Here is a 12,886-nt window from a genome sequence, read left to right on the forward strand (position 1 = left end):
CTAACCCGGGCGGAACCCCGAGCGGTACGCCCCCGCGATGAACGTGCCGGGCACCCGTCGGGAGGCCGCTCGGGTACTATTTATCTTGACATCGAGATATCTCGCCGGCGCGATAGGCTGACCGGCGGCAGTTGACGACAAGCGAAACAGAGGCGATTCCGTGGTGGAGAAGATCAAGGTCGAGGGCACCGTCGTGGAGCTCGACGGCGACGAGATGACCCGCATCATCTGGCAGTTCATCAAGGACCGCCTCATCCATCCGTACCTCGACCTCACGCTCGAGTACTACGACCTCGGCATCGAGCATCGCGACGCGACCGACGACCAGGTCACCATCGACGCGGCCCACGCCATCCAGAAGCACGGCGTCGGCGTCAAGTGCGCCACCATCACCCCCGATGAGGCGCGTGTCGAGGAGTTCGGCCTCAAGAAGATGTGGCGCTCGCCGAACGGCACGATCCGCAACATCCTCGGCGGCGTGATCTTCCGCGAGCCGATCGTCATCTCCAACATCCCGCGTCTCGTGCCGGGCTGGAACAAGCCGATCATCATCGGCCGCCACGCCTTCGGCGACCAGTACCGCGCCACCGACTTCGTGTTCGACGGCCCCGGCACCCTGACCCTCTCGTTCCAGCCCGAGGGCGGCGGCGCGGCCCAGTCGTTCGAGGTGTTCCAGGCGCCGGACGGCGGCGTGGCGATGGCGATGTACAACCAGGACCCGTCGATCCGCGACTTCGCCCGCGCCTCGTTCAACTACGGCCTCTCGCGCGGCTACCCGGTGTACCTCTCCACGAAGAACACGATCCTCAAGGCCTACGACGGCCGCTTCAAGGACCTGTTCCAGGAGGTCTTCGACGCCGAGTACGCCGAGCAGTTCGCGGCCGCCGGCATCACCTACGAGCACCGCCTCATCGACGACATGGTCGCCTCGGCCCTGAAGTGGGAGGGCGGCTACGTCTGGGCCTGCAAGAACTACGACGGCGATGTGCAGTCGGACACCGTCGCGCAGGGCTTCGGCTCGCTCGGCCTCATGACCTCGGTGCTGACCACGCCCGACGGCAAGGTCGTCGAGGCGGAGGCCGCGCACGGCACGGTCACCCGCCACTACCGGCAGCACCAGGCCGGCAAGCCCACGTCGACCAACCCGATCGCCTCGATCTACGCCTGGACGCGCGGCCTCGCGCACCGCGGCACACTCGACGGCAACCAGGCGCTCATCGACTTCTCGACCACCCTCGAGGACGTCGTCGTCAAGACCGTCGAGAGCGGCAAGATGACGAAGGACCTCGCGATGCTCGTCGGTCCCGACCAGGAGTGGCAGACCACCGAGGACTTCCTCGCCACGCTCGACGCGAACCTCAGCGCGCGCCTGGGCTGACCCTCCGGGATGCGGTCGCAGGAGCCCCGGACGCCGACGGCGTCCGGGGCTCCTCCGCGTCACCGGTCAGGCCAGCGGGTCCTCGCCCGCCGCGAGCCGGGTGGCGTAGAGCTCGGCGCGGCGCTCGCGCGACTCCGGCTTCTTGAGCTGCCCGACCCGGAAGATCAGCGCCCAGCGGACCGTCGACCTCAGGGTCGCGAACGCGGCCGCGGCGGCCGGACGCGCGTCGAGCGCCGCCTGCAGCTCCGGCGGCACCGGCGCGTCCTTCACGCGGTAGGCGGCATCCCAGCGGCCGTCCGCCTTCGCCCGGTCGATCTCCGCGTGGCCGGCGTCGCGCATCCGCCCGGCCGCGATGAGCCGCTCGACGTGCTCGCGGTTGATCTGCGACCACGGGCTGGCGCGGCGGCGCGGGGTGAACGCCTGCTCGACCGCGTCGTCATCGTGCCGGGCGACCTGGCCGTCGATCCAGCCGAAGCAGAGGGCCACGTCGAGCGCCTCCGGGTAGCGGATGCCGGGGATGGTCGCCGCCTTCTTCAGCAGGATGAGGCGCACCCCGCCGTCCGGCGGGTCCTGCTCGAGGAACCGCTCCCAGTCCGCGGGGTCGGTGAAGCGGAGCAGCGGCTTGTCGGCGAAGGCGACCACGGCGCCAGGCTAGCGGCGGGGTCCGACCCGGTGACGGGACGGTGCGCGAGCGGCATCACCCGGCCTGCGTCACTCCAGCTTGCTGCAGGTGTCCGCGAGCGCCGAGAACTGGGTCCTGGTGGTCTCGAACGCCGTCTGGAGCGCCGCCGGATCCGCCGTCGTCGGGTCGGCGGCGACCGCCTCGAGCTTCGTCGTCAGGTCGCCGAGCGAGGTGGACGCGGACTCGGCCGAGCTCTTGATCTCGGCGTTCTTCAGGTCGGCGACGGTCGCGTCGAACGTCGACTTCGCGTCCTTCAGGTCCTGCACCGCGGCGGCCGGATCGGTCTGCACGCTGTCGGCGGCGGACTGCAGCTGCGCCGACACGTCCGGCAGCTTGCCGGCCAGGGTCGCGCAGGACTGCACCTTGCCGTCGGGGGCGAGCGCGCTGCATCCGGCGAGGGCGACGACGAGCACGGCGCCGGCGAGTGCGGCGGGGAGTCGGGTGGCGATCACGGGGGCTCCTCGGTGGGTCGGTGGCTCGAGCGTACCGAGGGAGTCTGGGCATGCGACGAGGCCCGGACGTGGGGGCGTCCGGGCCTCGTGGGTGCGCATCCGCGCGGGTGCGGCCGGAGGGAGCGGCGGCGGGGCGCCGGCGGCAGGGGAGCCGTCCGGCGTCCGGGTCAGGCCGCGGCGGCCTCGGGGGCCGGGGCGGCGGTCTCCACCGGTGCGGTCTCGACGGGGGTGCCGGTCGCGATCTCGACCCTGCGCGGCTTCGCGGCCTCGCTCACCGGGATGACGACGCTGAGCACGCCGTTCTCGTAGCTCGCCGAGATGGCGGCGGTGTCGATCGTGCGGCCGAGGGTGAAGCGGCGCTCGACGCTGCCGCTCCAGCGCTCGCGGGTGATCCAGGTCGCGCCGTCGGCGGGACGGGCGGCGCGCTCGGCCTTGACGGTGAGCAGCTGGCCGTCGACGCCGAGGTCGATGCTGGCCGGGTCGACGCCCGGGAGCTCGACGGCGAGGACGTAGTGGTCGCCGTCACGGTAGGCGTCGGCGGGCATGCGGCGCATGGAGCGCACGGCCTCGGGGTAGGTGATCATGGGTGGACTCCTGACTTGAGTCGCCTTGACTCAACTGCGATCAAATTAGCACTCGGGGTCGGCGAGTGCTAACGATCGGGGGCCGTGCTCGCGCAGGGCGAACGCAGCCGATGCCGAGTGCGCACCGTCGTGGCGACCGCGTACTCACGATGGTGCGCAGTCGCCACCCGCGTGCGCGCGGCGAGTCCGGAGGTCAGTAGCCGATGAAGGCGTCCGTGTGCACGCGGCGGACGCCCGCGCGGCGCAGCGCGGGACGCAGCGCGGCGATGAGCGCGGGCGGGCCCGAGAGGTACGCGGTGCGGCCGCGGGCGTCCGGCACCGCCTCGAGCAGGCGGTCGGCCGTGAGCGGTCCCGCGCCGAGCCAGGTCCAGTGCTCCGGCATCCGCTTCAGGGGCTCCGGCGCGACGAGCAGCACGCGCGCGCCGCTGCGGCCGAGCTCGACCGCGTAGGCGATGTCGTCGGTCGACGACACCGAGTAGACGACGACCGTGTCGCGGGTGATGCCCGCGATGCGGTCGTGCTCGAGCTGCGAGACGAACGGCGTCACGCCGATGCCGCCGGCGACGAGCAGCACCGGGCGGGACGCGTCGGCGGGCAGCAGGAAGTCGCCGGCGACGCCGGTCGCGCCGAGCACGGCGCCCTCCTCGAGCTCGAGCAGGCGCTGCTTGAAGCTCGACGAGCGCTCGGCGGGCACGCGGAGTCCGAGCCGCACCGGCGCCGTCGCGCCCGCCGCACCCGGGGCGGAGGCGATGCTGAAGGTGCGTCGGCGGCCGCGGTCATCGGCCCGGTGCGGCACCGTCAGCTCGAGGTACTGGCCGGGGCGGAACCGCACTGGCTCGCGCGGCGTGAACTCGAACTCCCACGCGGTCGGCGTGAGCTGCCGGCGCCCGGCGTAGACGAGGCGGATGCCGCGGCGGCGCGCCAGGACGGCCGCGACGACGTTGCCGATCAGCAGCGCCGACTCCGGCGCCGAGAGGTTGAGCTGCGGCGTGATGACGCCGAGGTCGGGGCCGGTCAGGGCGAACGGCAGGGCGACCGGCACGAGGCCCACCACGACCGCGACGACCACCTGCTGCCAGCGTCGCGGCGGCAGCGTCAGCGGCTCGGTGAGCATGAAGAACGCGAGGAACACGCTCGGCCCGATGAGCGCGAGGAAGACCGGATCGAGCACCGGGAAGCCGCTCGCGGCCGACTGGACGGCGCGCGCGCCGATCGCGACCACGAGGAACACCGCGACGACCAGCACGTGCCGGATGCGGGTCACGACGAGCAGCCCGAGCACGAGCACGAGCGGCAGCAGCAGCGGCAGGCCTCCCCACCAGATCGTGCTCTGCAGCCCGAGGCTGTGCACCGCGAACGCGCCGAACGCGGCCGGGTTGAGCACGTGCCGGCGGTGCGGGGCGATGAGGAACTTCGACGCGACGGCCAGGGTCGCGGCCAGCGCATCGGCGCAGAGGTGCACGAGGTCGAGGGCCGGCGGGAGCAGCAGGAACAGCAGGACGCCGGTGATCACCGCCGACTCCGCCTCGGCCCGCACCCTGAACAGCGCGCCGAACACCGCGTTGGCGAGGATCGACCAGCCGACCAGCACCACGGCGCTGACGAGGAAGGCGAGCGGCGGCGCGACGAAGCCGGACGACACGTCGGCCGGCGGCACGCTGAGCACGCCGACGGATCCGAGCACCGAGCCGACGACCGCGAGCAGCGCGACGGCGAACGTCACGAGCCGGTACATCGTCATCCGACCGAGCTGACGGTCGAGCCACGTGATCATCGGAAGACCTCCCCGGGGAACGACGGCGAGCTCTCCAGCCGGCCGTCCGCGTACATCCTGACCCAGTCCAGACGGCCCGGCGCCAGTGCGGCGGCGAGTGCGTCGCCGTCCGCGAAGAACAGTGCGGTGGCGGCGCCGTCGGCCGTCATCGCGTCGTCGGCGACCACCCAGGTCGCCAGCACCTCGCGCTCCGGCAATCCGGTCGTCGCGTCGAGGATGTGGTGAACGCCCGCCCAGGCGCGGCGGTCGCCCGCGCTCGCCGCCAGCGCGCGCGGGCCGGGCTCGGCGAGGCCGACGGCGCGGGACGGATCGCCGGGATGCTCGAGCGCGATCCGCTCGGCGCGTCCGGTGCCGGCGCCGCGGACGCGCAGGTCGCCGGAGGCGTCGACGACCGAGTCGGCGATGCCGTGCGACGCCAGCACCTCGCCGACGAGGTCGACGAGCAGGCCCTTGCCGGCGGCGCCGACGTCGAGCAGCGCGGGCCGCAGCAGGTCGAGCTCGAGCGCGTCCGCGTCCCAGGCGATGACGTCGTCCCACGCGGGCGCCGGCACCGGGGTGCCGGGCACGAGCCGGTAGGCGGCGTCGTAGCCGAGCGCCTCGAGGGAGCGGCCGACGAGCGGGCTCATCCGACCGCCGGTCGCGGCGTGGAGGCGGCGGTACAGCTCGAGCAGCGGGCCCGCCTCGTCCGGCAGACGACGGCGCCCGCCTTCCCGCGCCATCCGCGAGACGAGCGAGTCGTCGCGGAAGCGCGACCAGGCCGCGTCGAAGCGCTCGATGCGCTCGACCACCGCGGCGCGCGCGACGGCATCCGGATCGGCGGGCGTCTCGATCGACCAGTCCGTGCCGATCGCCTCGAAGCGCCAGCCGGAGGCGCTCACTGCGAGGCGAGCCCCGCGATCTGCTCGATCGCCTTCTTGAAGCCGAGGTGCGTCAGCGACGAGCCGGCGACGCGCGTGACGTCGTCGAGCTCGCTGAGCGACTTGCCGACGGAGACGTCGGAGATTCCCGACGCGAACCGGTCCTGGTAGTCCTTCGCGTTGCCGGAGGTCGCGTTGGGCAGCACCTCGATCTCGGTGACCTTCTGGTCCTTCAGCGTGAGCTTGACGTCGATCGAGACGCTGGACGAGTCGGGCGTCTGGTAGTCGCCGCTGCCGGCGTAGGTGCCGTCCTTATAGGTGGCGTCGGCGGAGACGCCGGAATCGGAGCCGGAGTCGGAGCCCGATCCGGTCGAGCCGGTGGAGGAGGCGCAGCCGGCGAGGGCGCCGACCAGGCCGAGGCCGAGGGCGGCCGCCGCGACGGGCCGCGAGGCGAGGGGGCGGAAGGCGGTCATGGGTCTCTCTCCCTGTCATCGGTGGATACCGGATCGGTGATCGGGGACTGGCCGGAGGCCGTCGGAGACGGACCCGCGAGTCCATTCTCACCGGGGAAACGAGAGCCGGGGGCCCGTGGTTCACCCCGTAACCGGGGGATGGCCGTGAGACCGCCATGAACGGGCCCGGAGGAGCAGACCGGGAAGACTACCCCCGCTCGGGGGACTTCGTTGCTACTGTGCAAAGAATCGCAGACCCGACTGCGGCTGTTTCTGTTCCATTTCCCAGAAGGAATGCAGATTTGAGAACACAGCTGCGCCGCCTCGCGGCGAGACGCCCCCTCCGCCTCCTGACGGCCGCCACCGCGGCCGCGGCGCTCGCCGCCGGAGGGATCGCCGTCGCCGGGGCCCCCGCGGTCGCCGCGCCGGCGCCCGTCGTGCCGGCGGCCGATCCGGCCGCGCACGCGGGCTCCACCCTCGCCGACCCGGCCGTCCCACTGACGGCAGGCCGGTACATCGTCACCGTCGCGGGCGACCCCGCCGCCTCCTACGGCGGCGGCGTGAAGACCTATGCGGCCACGAAGCCGAAGGCGGGCGGTCAGCTGAACCCGCGCGCCGCGTCCGTCGGCAGCTACTCGACCTATCTCGAGCAGCAGCAGGACGCCGTCGCCGCCTCCGTCGGCGCCACCGCGGACTACAACTACACGCTCGCGGTCAACGCCTTCTCCGCGGATCTGACCGCGACCCAGGCGCAGAAGCTCAGCTCCGACAAGCGCGTCGTCGCGCTCGAGCCGGACGCGATCTCCCACCTCACCGCCGAGTCGTCCACCGACTTCCTCAAGCTGTCCGGTCCGGGCGGCGTCTGGGAGAAGGTCGGCGGCACGTCGAAGGCGGGCAAGGGCGTCGTCGTCGGCGTCGTCGACTCCGGCATCGCGCCGGAGAACCCGTCGTTTGCGGGCTCCCCGCTGAAGAAGACGGCCGGTGCCGACCCCTACACCTCGGGCGGGCAGACCTTCTTCCAGAAGGGTGACGGCCAGCTGTTCCAGGGCCTCTGCCAGGCCGGCGCCACCGCCGCGGACCAGTTCACCGGCAGCGAGTGCAACAGCAAGCTGATCAGCGCGCGCTACTACCTCGACGGCTTCGGCGCCGACCGCATCGGCACCCCGGCGACCGGCGAGTACGTCTCCCCGCGCGACGGCGACGGCCACGGCTCGCACACGGCGTCGACCGCCGCAGGCAACGCCGACGTGCCGGCCACCGTCGAGGGCATCGCCTTCGATCCCATCACCGGCGTCGCCCCGGCCGCGAAGATCGCGGCCTACAAGGTCTGCTGGTCGGGCCCGGACAACACGACGACGGATGACGACGGCTGCGCGAATTCCGACCTCATCGCCGCGATCGACCAGGCGGTGCGCGACGGCGTCGACGTGATCAACTTCTCGATCGGCAGCGCCTCGGGCGCCTCCAGCTCCGTGTCGGCTGTCGACTACGCCTTCCTCGGTGCTGCCGAGTCCGGCATCTTCGTGGCGGCCAGCGCCGGCAACTCCGGCCCGGCAGCCTCGACGGTCGATCACGCCGCACCGTGGGAGACCACGGTCGCCGCATCGACCATCCCGGACTACGAGGCCACGGTGAGCTTCCCCGGCAGCGACCTCGCGCCGATCGTCGGCGCGGGCATCTCCGTGCGCGACGAGGTGGAGGGCGCGACCGTCTGGGCCGGTGACATCGGCATCGCCGGCGGCACGTCGCCGAACCTGTGCTTCGCCGACAGCCTCGACCCGGCCAAGGCGGCCGGGAAGATCGTGGTCTGCGAGCGCGGCTCGAACGACCGCGTCGCGAAGTCGGCCGAGGTGCTCCGCGCGGGCGGCATCGGCATGATCCTCGTGAACGTGCCGGGAGGTGCGAACGACGTGGACAACGACTTCCACAGCGTGCCCTCGATCCACATCTCCAACGAGCACCACGACGCGGTCAAGGCGGAGGCGCAGGCGGGAGCGGAGGCGAAACTCACGCCGGACAACACGACGGCCGACCAGACTCCGGTGCCGCAGCTGGCCGACTTCAGCTCGCGCGGCCCGCTGCACGTCGCCGACGCGGACATCATCAAGCCGGACATCACGGCGCCGGGCGTCTCGATCCTCGCGGACGGCGCCAACGCCGCCGGCGCGACCCCGACGTTCCAGTTCCTGTCCGGCACGTCGATGGCGTCGCCGCACATCGCCGGCCTCGCCGCGCTGTACCTCGGCGAGCACCCGACGACCACCCCGGCGGAGATCAAGTCGGCGCTCATGACGACCGCCTACGACACGGTCACCGCGGACGGCACCGCCTCGAAGGACGTCTTCGGGCAGGGCGCCGGCCAGGTCGACCCGTCGCGGATGTTCGAGCCGGGTCTGGTGTACCTCAGCGGCTCGGCCGAGTGGGAGGCGTACATCGTCGGGCAGGGCTTCGACCTCGGCGACCCGTCGATCGTCGGCATCCCGGCCAACGCGGTGAACCTGCCCTCCATCGCGGTGGGCAAGCTGACCGGCAGCGCGACCGTGACCCGCACGGTGACGGCCCGCACGGCCGGAACCTACGCCGCCTCGGTCGAGGGCGTCGCGGGGGTGAAGACCACGGTGACCCCGTCGTCGCTCACCCTGGCGGCGGGCGAGTCGGCCGCGTTCACGGTGACGTTCACGCGCACCACGGCCGCGCTCGACGAGTTCAGCACCGGCTACCTCACCTGGACCGGACCCGGCGGGCTCGCCGTGCGCAGCCCCCTCGCGGTCAAGCCGCTCACGGTCGAGGCCCCCGAGTCCGTCGACGGCACCGGCACCACCGGCTCCGTCTCGGTCGACATCACGCCCGGCATCACCGGCACGCTCGCGCTGGCCAGCCCCGGTCTGAGCAAGGCCGCCCGCCAGCCGGACCCGGCGGGCGGCGAGCACTCCGGTGCGCAGCCGACCGGCGGCTTCGTCGACTACACGGTGGAGGTGCCCGAGGGCACGGCGCTCGCGCGCTTCGACCTCGACTCGCTGGCCGACACCCCGGACTACGACCTCGATCTCGTCGTCTACCAGCTGAACGCGGCCGGCGTGCCGATCGCGATCGCGGGCCAGTCGGCGACCGAGTCGGCGGACGAGCGGGTCGACCTGCCGGATCCGGAGCCGGGCACCTACCTCGCCGAGGTCAGCGTGTTCTCCGCCCCGGCCGGGTCGAACGCGGAGTGGGACTTCTGGACGACGAACGTGCTGTCCGGCGGCGCCCCGCTGACGCTCGACCCGGCGCAGCTGCCGGTGACGGCGGGCACGCCGACGTCGTACACCGCATCGTGGGCCGGCCTCGACCCCGAGAGCCGCTACCTCGGCTACGTCGAGTACGGCGACAGCGACGTGCGCACGTTCGTCGGCGTCGCGACCGGCGAGGCGCCGGATCCGGGCACCCCGGTGAACACGGCGCTGCCGGAGATCACCGGATCGCCGCGCGTCGGCGAGAAGCTGCACGCGACTCCGGGCACCTGGGAGGGCGAGGGCCTGACCTACGCCTACCAGTGGCAGCGCGACGGCGCGGATCTCGCCGGCGCGACGAAGGCCGCGTACACGGTGAAGAAGAAGGACGCCGGGCACGAGCTCGCGGTGGTCGTGACCGCCACGAGCGCGACCGGCGCCTCCGCCTCCGCGACGTCCGAGGCGGTGACGGTGCTGAAGTCGTCGTCGACGTCGCTGAAGCTGTCGCGCCAGCTGGTCTTCGGCCAGAAGGTGACCGCCACGGTCGCGGTGAAGTCCGGCGGCGAGCCGGTCGGCGCCGGCTCGGTGCAGATCACCGTCGACGGCCGGCCGCTGGGCACCCCGGTGGCCGTCGGGCCGTCGGGCACCGCGAAGATCCAGCTGGCCGGGCTGCGCAGCGGCGCCCACACCGTCAAGGCCGTGTACAGCGGCACCGACGGCATCGCCGGCTCGACCAGCGACGGCGCCTGGGTGATCGTGTTCTGGTAGCGGTCCGCTCGCACGGCCGGGCCGTCGTCTCCCTCGGGAGGCGGCGGCCCGCCGCGTTCGGGCGTGCAACGTCCGGCGGTTTCGCGCGTGTTTCGGGCCGTTTCGGGCGGGGAAACTCTCGCCGCGGGGATAGACAGGTGTTTGTTCGTACGCTTTACTAACAAACATGTCGACGGCAGGGACGCGAGGCACGGGGCGCGGCTCCGCGCTGTCCGCCTTCCGCAGGCCGGGCGCCAAGGCGCTGCCGGGCGAGGCCCGCCGCCACAACCGGGCGCTCGTGCTGCAGACCCTCTACCGCGGCGGTCCGCTGAGCCGCGCGGACCTCGCGCGGGAGACCGGGCTCACACGCGTCACCATCTCCGACCTCGTCGCCGAGCTGCTCGGCGAGGGGCTCGTCGCCGAGCTCGGGCAGCGCGAGGGATCACGTCCCGGCAAGCCCGCCACGCTCGTCGACATCGCCCGCACGGCGCACCAGATCGTCGGCGTCGACCTCAGCGACTCGGACGTGCTGCGCGGCGCCGTGCTCGACCTCGACGGCGACGTGCTCGAGCGGGCCGAGACCGCGGTCGACGGCGCGACCGGGGAGGACGCGGTCGCCCTCGCTCTCGCGCTCGTCACCGGGCTCGTCGCCCGCACCACGGCGCCCGTGCTCGGCGTCGGCGTCGGCAGCCCCGGCATCGTCGACCTCGACGGGGTCGTGCTCAGCGCGCCGAACCTCGGCTGGACCGACCTCCCGCTCCGCGCCCGGCTCGCGGAGGCGACCGGGCTCGACGTGATCGTCGCGAACGACGCGAACGCGGCCGCGCTCGCCGAGCACAGCTTCGGTGGAGCGCCGGCCGACACGCTCGTCATCCGCATCGGCCGCGGCGTCGGCGCCGGCCTGCTCGTCGCGGGCGTGCCGCTGTTCGGCGCGCGCTTCGCCGCGGGCGAGATCGGGCACGTCGTCGTCGGGACCGACGGCGGCGACCTCTGCGCCTGCGGCAAGCACGGCTGTCTCGAGACCTGGCTCGCCGTGCCGCGCCTCACCGCGGCACTCGACGCCGCTGACGTGGACGCGGCCCGCGAGGCCGTGCTACGGGAGGCCGGCAGCCGGCTCGGCATCGCGCTCGCCCCGGTGGTCGGCGTGCTCGACCTCAGCGAGATCGTGCTCAGCGGTCCCGACGACCTGCTCGACGGCCCCCTCAGCGAGGCCACCCGAGAGACCCTCCGCAGCCGGACGATGGCCGAGTTCCACGACCACGTCGAGCTGCGCGGAACCCGCCTGGGACAGGACATCGTGCTTCGCGGCGCCGCCGCGATGGTGCTGTCCGGGCGACTCGGGGTGTCGTGACACCCCGACGCACCATCCGCCGTCGGCCGACCGGCCGCCGGCACCTCCCCTAGGAAAGGAACCCCCATGAGGCGAAAGGGCATCGCGGCCGTCGCAGCAGTCACCGCGGCCGCAGCGCTGGTGCTGACCGGCTGCTCCACCGGCGGCTCCGGCTCGTCGTCGAGCGACGAGAAGGCCACCATCCGCGTGTGGCTCAACGGCACCGACACCCCGGACGAGGCGCGCCAGTACCTCGTCAAGACCTTCGAGAAGCAGCACCCGGGCTCCACGCTGAAGATCGAGGAGCAGTCCTGGACCGGCATCGTCGACAAGCTGACGACCGCGCTCTCGGGATCCGACAGCCCCGACGTCGTGGAGGTCGGCAACACCCAGGCCCCCGCGTTCACCACCGTCGGCGCGTTCATGGACCTCACCGACAAGAAGGCGGAGCTCGGCGGCAAGGACCTCCTCCCCGGCTTCGTCGACGTCGGCACCGCGGACGGCAAGTTCTTCGCCGCGCCGTACTACGCCGGCTCGCGCCTGGTCTTCTACCGCAAGAGCATGTTCACGGCCGCCGGCCTCGACGTGCCGAAGACCTTCGACGAGTACGTGCAGGACGGCATCACGATCGCGAAGGCCAACCCGGGCGTCTCCGGCATCTACATGCCGGGCAAGGACCAGTACAACGTCATGCCGTACATCTGGGAGGCCGGCGGCGAGATCGCGGTCGAGAAGGGCGGCAAGTGGGAGGCGCAGCTCTCCTCCGACGAGTCGGTGAAGGGCCTCACCACCTTCCAGGAGGTGGCGCAGCAGGCGTCGACCGCCCCGAAGGACGGCGACGGCACCAACCCGCAGGTCCCGTTCTGCGCGAACCAGGTCGCGATGCTCTCGGCGCCGAGCTGGGTGCGCGGATCGATCCTCGCGCCGGCCGACTCCGACACCCCCGGCTGCCCCGACCTCGAGTCCGACCTCGGCGTCTTCGCCCTGCCGGGCGCCAAGGCCGGCACCACCGCCCAGGTGTTCGCGGGCGGCTCCAACATCGCCGTCTCGAACAAGTCGGCGCACAAGGAGCTCGCGTACGACGCGCTGAAGATCATGCTGAGCAAGGACTACCAGTCCATCCTCGGCAAGAACGGCCTCGTGCCGGCGCTCACCTCGCTGTCGGACACCCTCGGCTCGGACGACGCCGCCAAGGCGACCGCGGAGGCCGCCGCCAACACCAAGCTCACCCCGGCCTCGCCGAAGTGGGCCGACGTGGAGGCCTCGTCCACCCTGCTCGACCTGTTCTCGTCGATCGCCCAGGGCGGCGACGTGAAGGAGCTGACGGCCGCGGCCGACAAGAAGATCGACGGCATCCTCAACGGCTGATCCGGATCTGAGAACGACGCCAGCCGGGCCGCCCGCGAGGGTGCCTCGAGATC

At 72.6% G+C, this 12,886-nt stretch carries 10 protein-coding genes; 4 read left to right on the forward strand and 6 right to left on the reverse strand.

Going from position 1 to position 12,886, the window contains the following annotated elements:
- Positions 1-163: 163 nt before the first annotated feature.
- Complete coding sequence (locus AC1RSJ_RS03500) at positions 164-1,378, forward strand: NADP-dependent isocitrate dehydrogenase (RefSeq protein WP_493117216.1); 1,215 nt, start codon at positions 164-166, stop codon at positions 1,376-1,378.
- A 66-nt stretch (positions 1,379-1,444) separates the two neighbouring features.
- On the opposite strand, the gene AC1RSJ_RS03505 is transcribed toward AC1RSJ_RS03500, so the two are convergent.
- The 6 genes from AC1RSJ_RS03505 to AC1RSJ_RS03530 form a co-directional block, all read right to left on the reverse strand.
- The gene (locus AC1RSJ_RS03505; protein WP_493116950.1) at positions 1,445-2,020 is read right to left on the reverse strand and encodes a YdeI/OmpD-associated family protein; all 576 of its coding nucleotides are present in this window, start codon (positions 2,018-2,020) and stop codon (positions 1,445-1,447) included.
- A gap of 69 nt (positions 2,021-2,089) precedes the next feature.
- Positions 2,090-2,512, reverse strand: a complete 423-nt coding sequence (locus AC1RSJ_RS03510; protein ID WP_493116951.1) for a hypothetical protein — start codon at positions 2,510-2,512, stop codon at positions 2,090-2,092.
- Between the two features lie 167 nt (positions 2,513-2,679).
- Positions 2,680-3,096, reverse strand: a complete 417-nt coding sequence (locus AC1RSJ_RS03515; protein WP_493116952.1) for an Hsp20/alpha crystallin family protein — start codon at positions 3,094-3,096, stop codon at positions 2,680-2,682.
- Positions 3,097-3,289: 193 nt separating this feature from the next.
- The gene (locus AC1RSJ_RS03520) at positions 3,290-4,870 is read right to left on the reverse strand and encodes an FAD-dependent oxidoreductase (RefSeq protein ID WP_493116953.1); all 1,581 of its coding nucleotides are present in this window, start codon (positions 4,868-4,870) and stop codon (positions 3,290-3,292) included.
- A complete protein-coding gene (locus AC1RSJ_RS03525; RefSeq protein WP_493116954.1) occupies positions 4,867-5,748 on the reverse strand; it encodes an FAD:protein FMN transferase in 882 nt (293 codons plus the stop codon). The genes AC1RSJ_RS03520 and AC1RSJ_RS03525 overlap by 4 nt, the downstream gene beginning before the upstream one ends.
- Positions 5,745-6,200: a hypothetical protein gene (locus AC1RSJ_RS03530; RefSeq protein ID WP_493116955.1), complete on the reverse strand. Its 456-nt coding sequence runs from the start codon at positions 6,198-6,200 to the stop codon at positions 5,745-5,747. Before AC1RSJ_RS03530 ends, AC1RSJ_RS03525 begins: the two co-directional genes overlap by 4 nt.
- 281 nt (positions 6,201-6,481) lie before the next feature.
- Here AC1RSJ_RS03530 and AC1RSJ_RS03535 point away from each other — a divergent pair, with 281 nt between their 5' ends.
- From AC1RSJ_RS03535 to AC1RSJ_RS03545, 3 genes are all read left to right on the forward strand, one after another.
- Entirely contained in the window at positions 6,482-10,156 is a 3,675-nt protein-coding gene (locus AC1RSJ_RS03535; protein WP_493116956.1) for a S8 family serine peptidase, read from the forward strand.
- Positions 10,157-10,322: 166 nt separating this feature from the next.
- On the forward strand, positions 10,323-11,486 hold the full coding sequence (locus AC1RSJ_RS03540; protein ID WP_493116957.1) for an ROK family transcriptional regulator: 1,164 nt from the start codon (positions 10,323-10,325) through the stop codon (positions 11,484-11,486).
- Positions 11,487-11,552: 66 nt separating this feature from the next.
- Positions 11,553-12,833: an extracellular solute-binding protein gene (locus tag AC1RSJ_RS03545; RefSeq protein WP_493116958.1), complete on the forward strand. Its 1,281-nt coding sequence runs from the start codon at positions 11,553-11,555 to the stop codon at positions 12,831-12,833.
- Positions 12,834-12,886 lie beyond the last annotated feature (53 nt).

The organism is Schumannella sp. GW821-FHT10F01 (assembly GCF_058809295.1).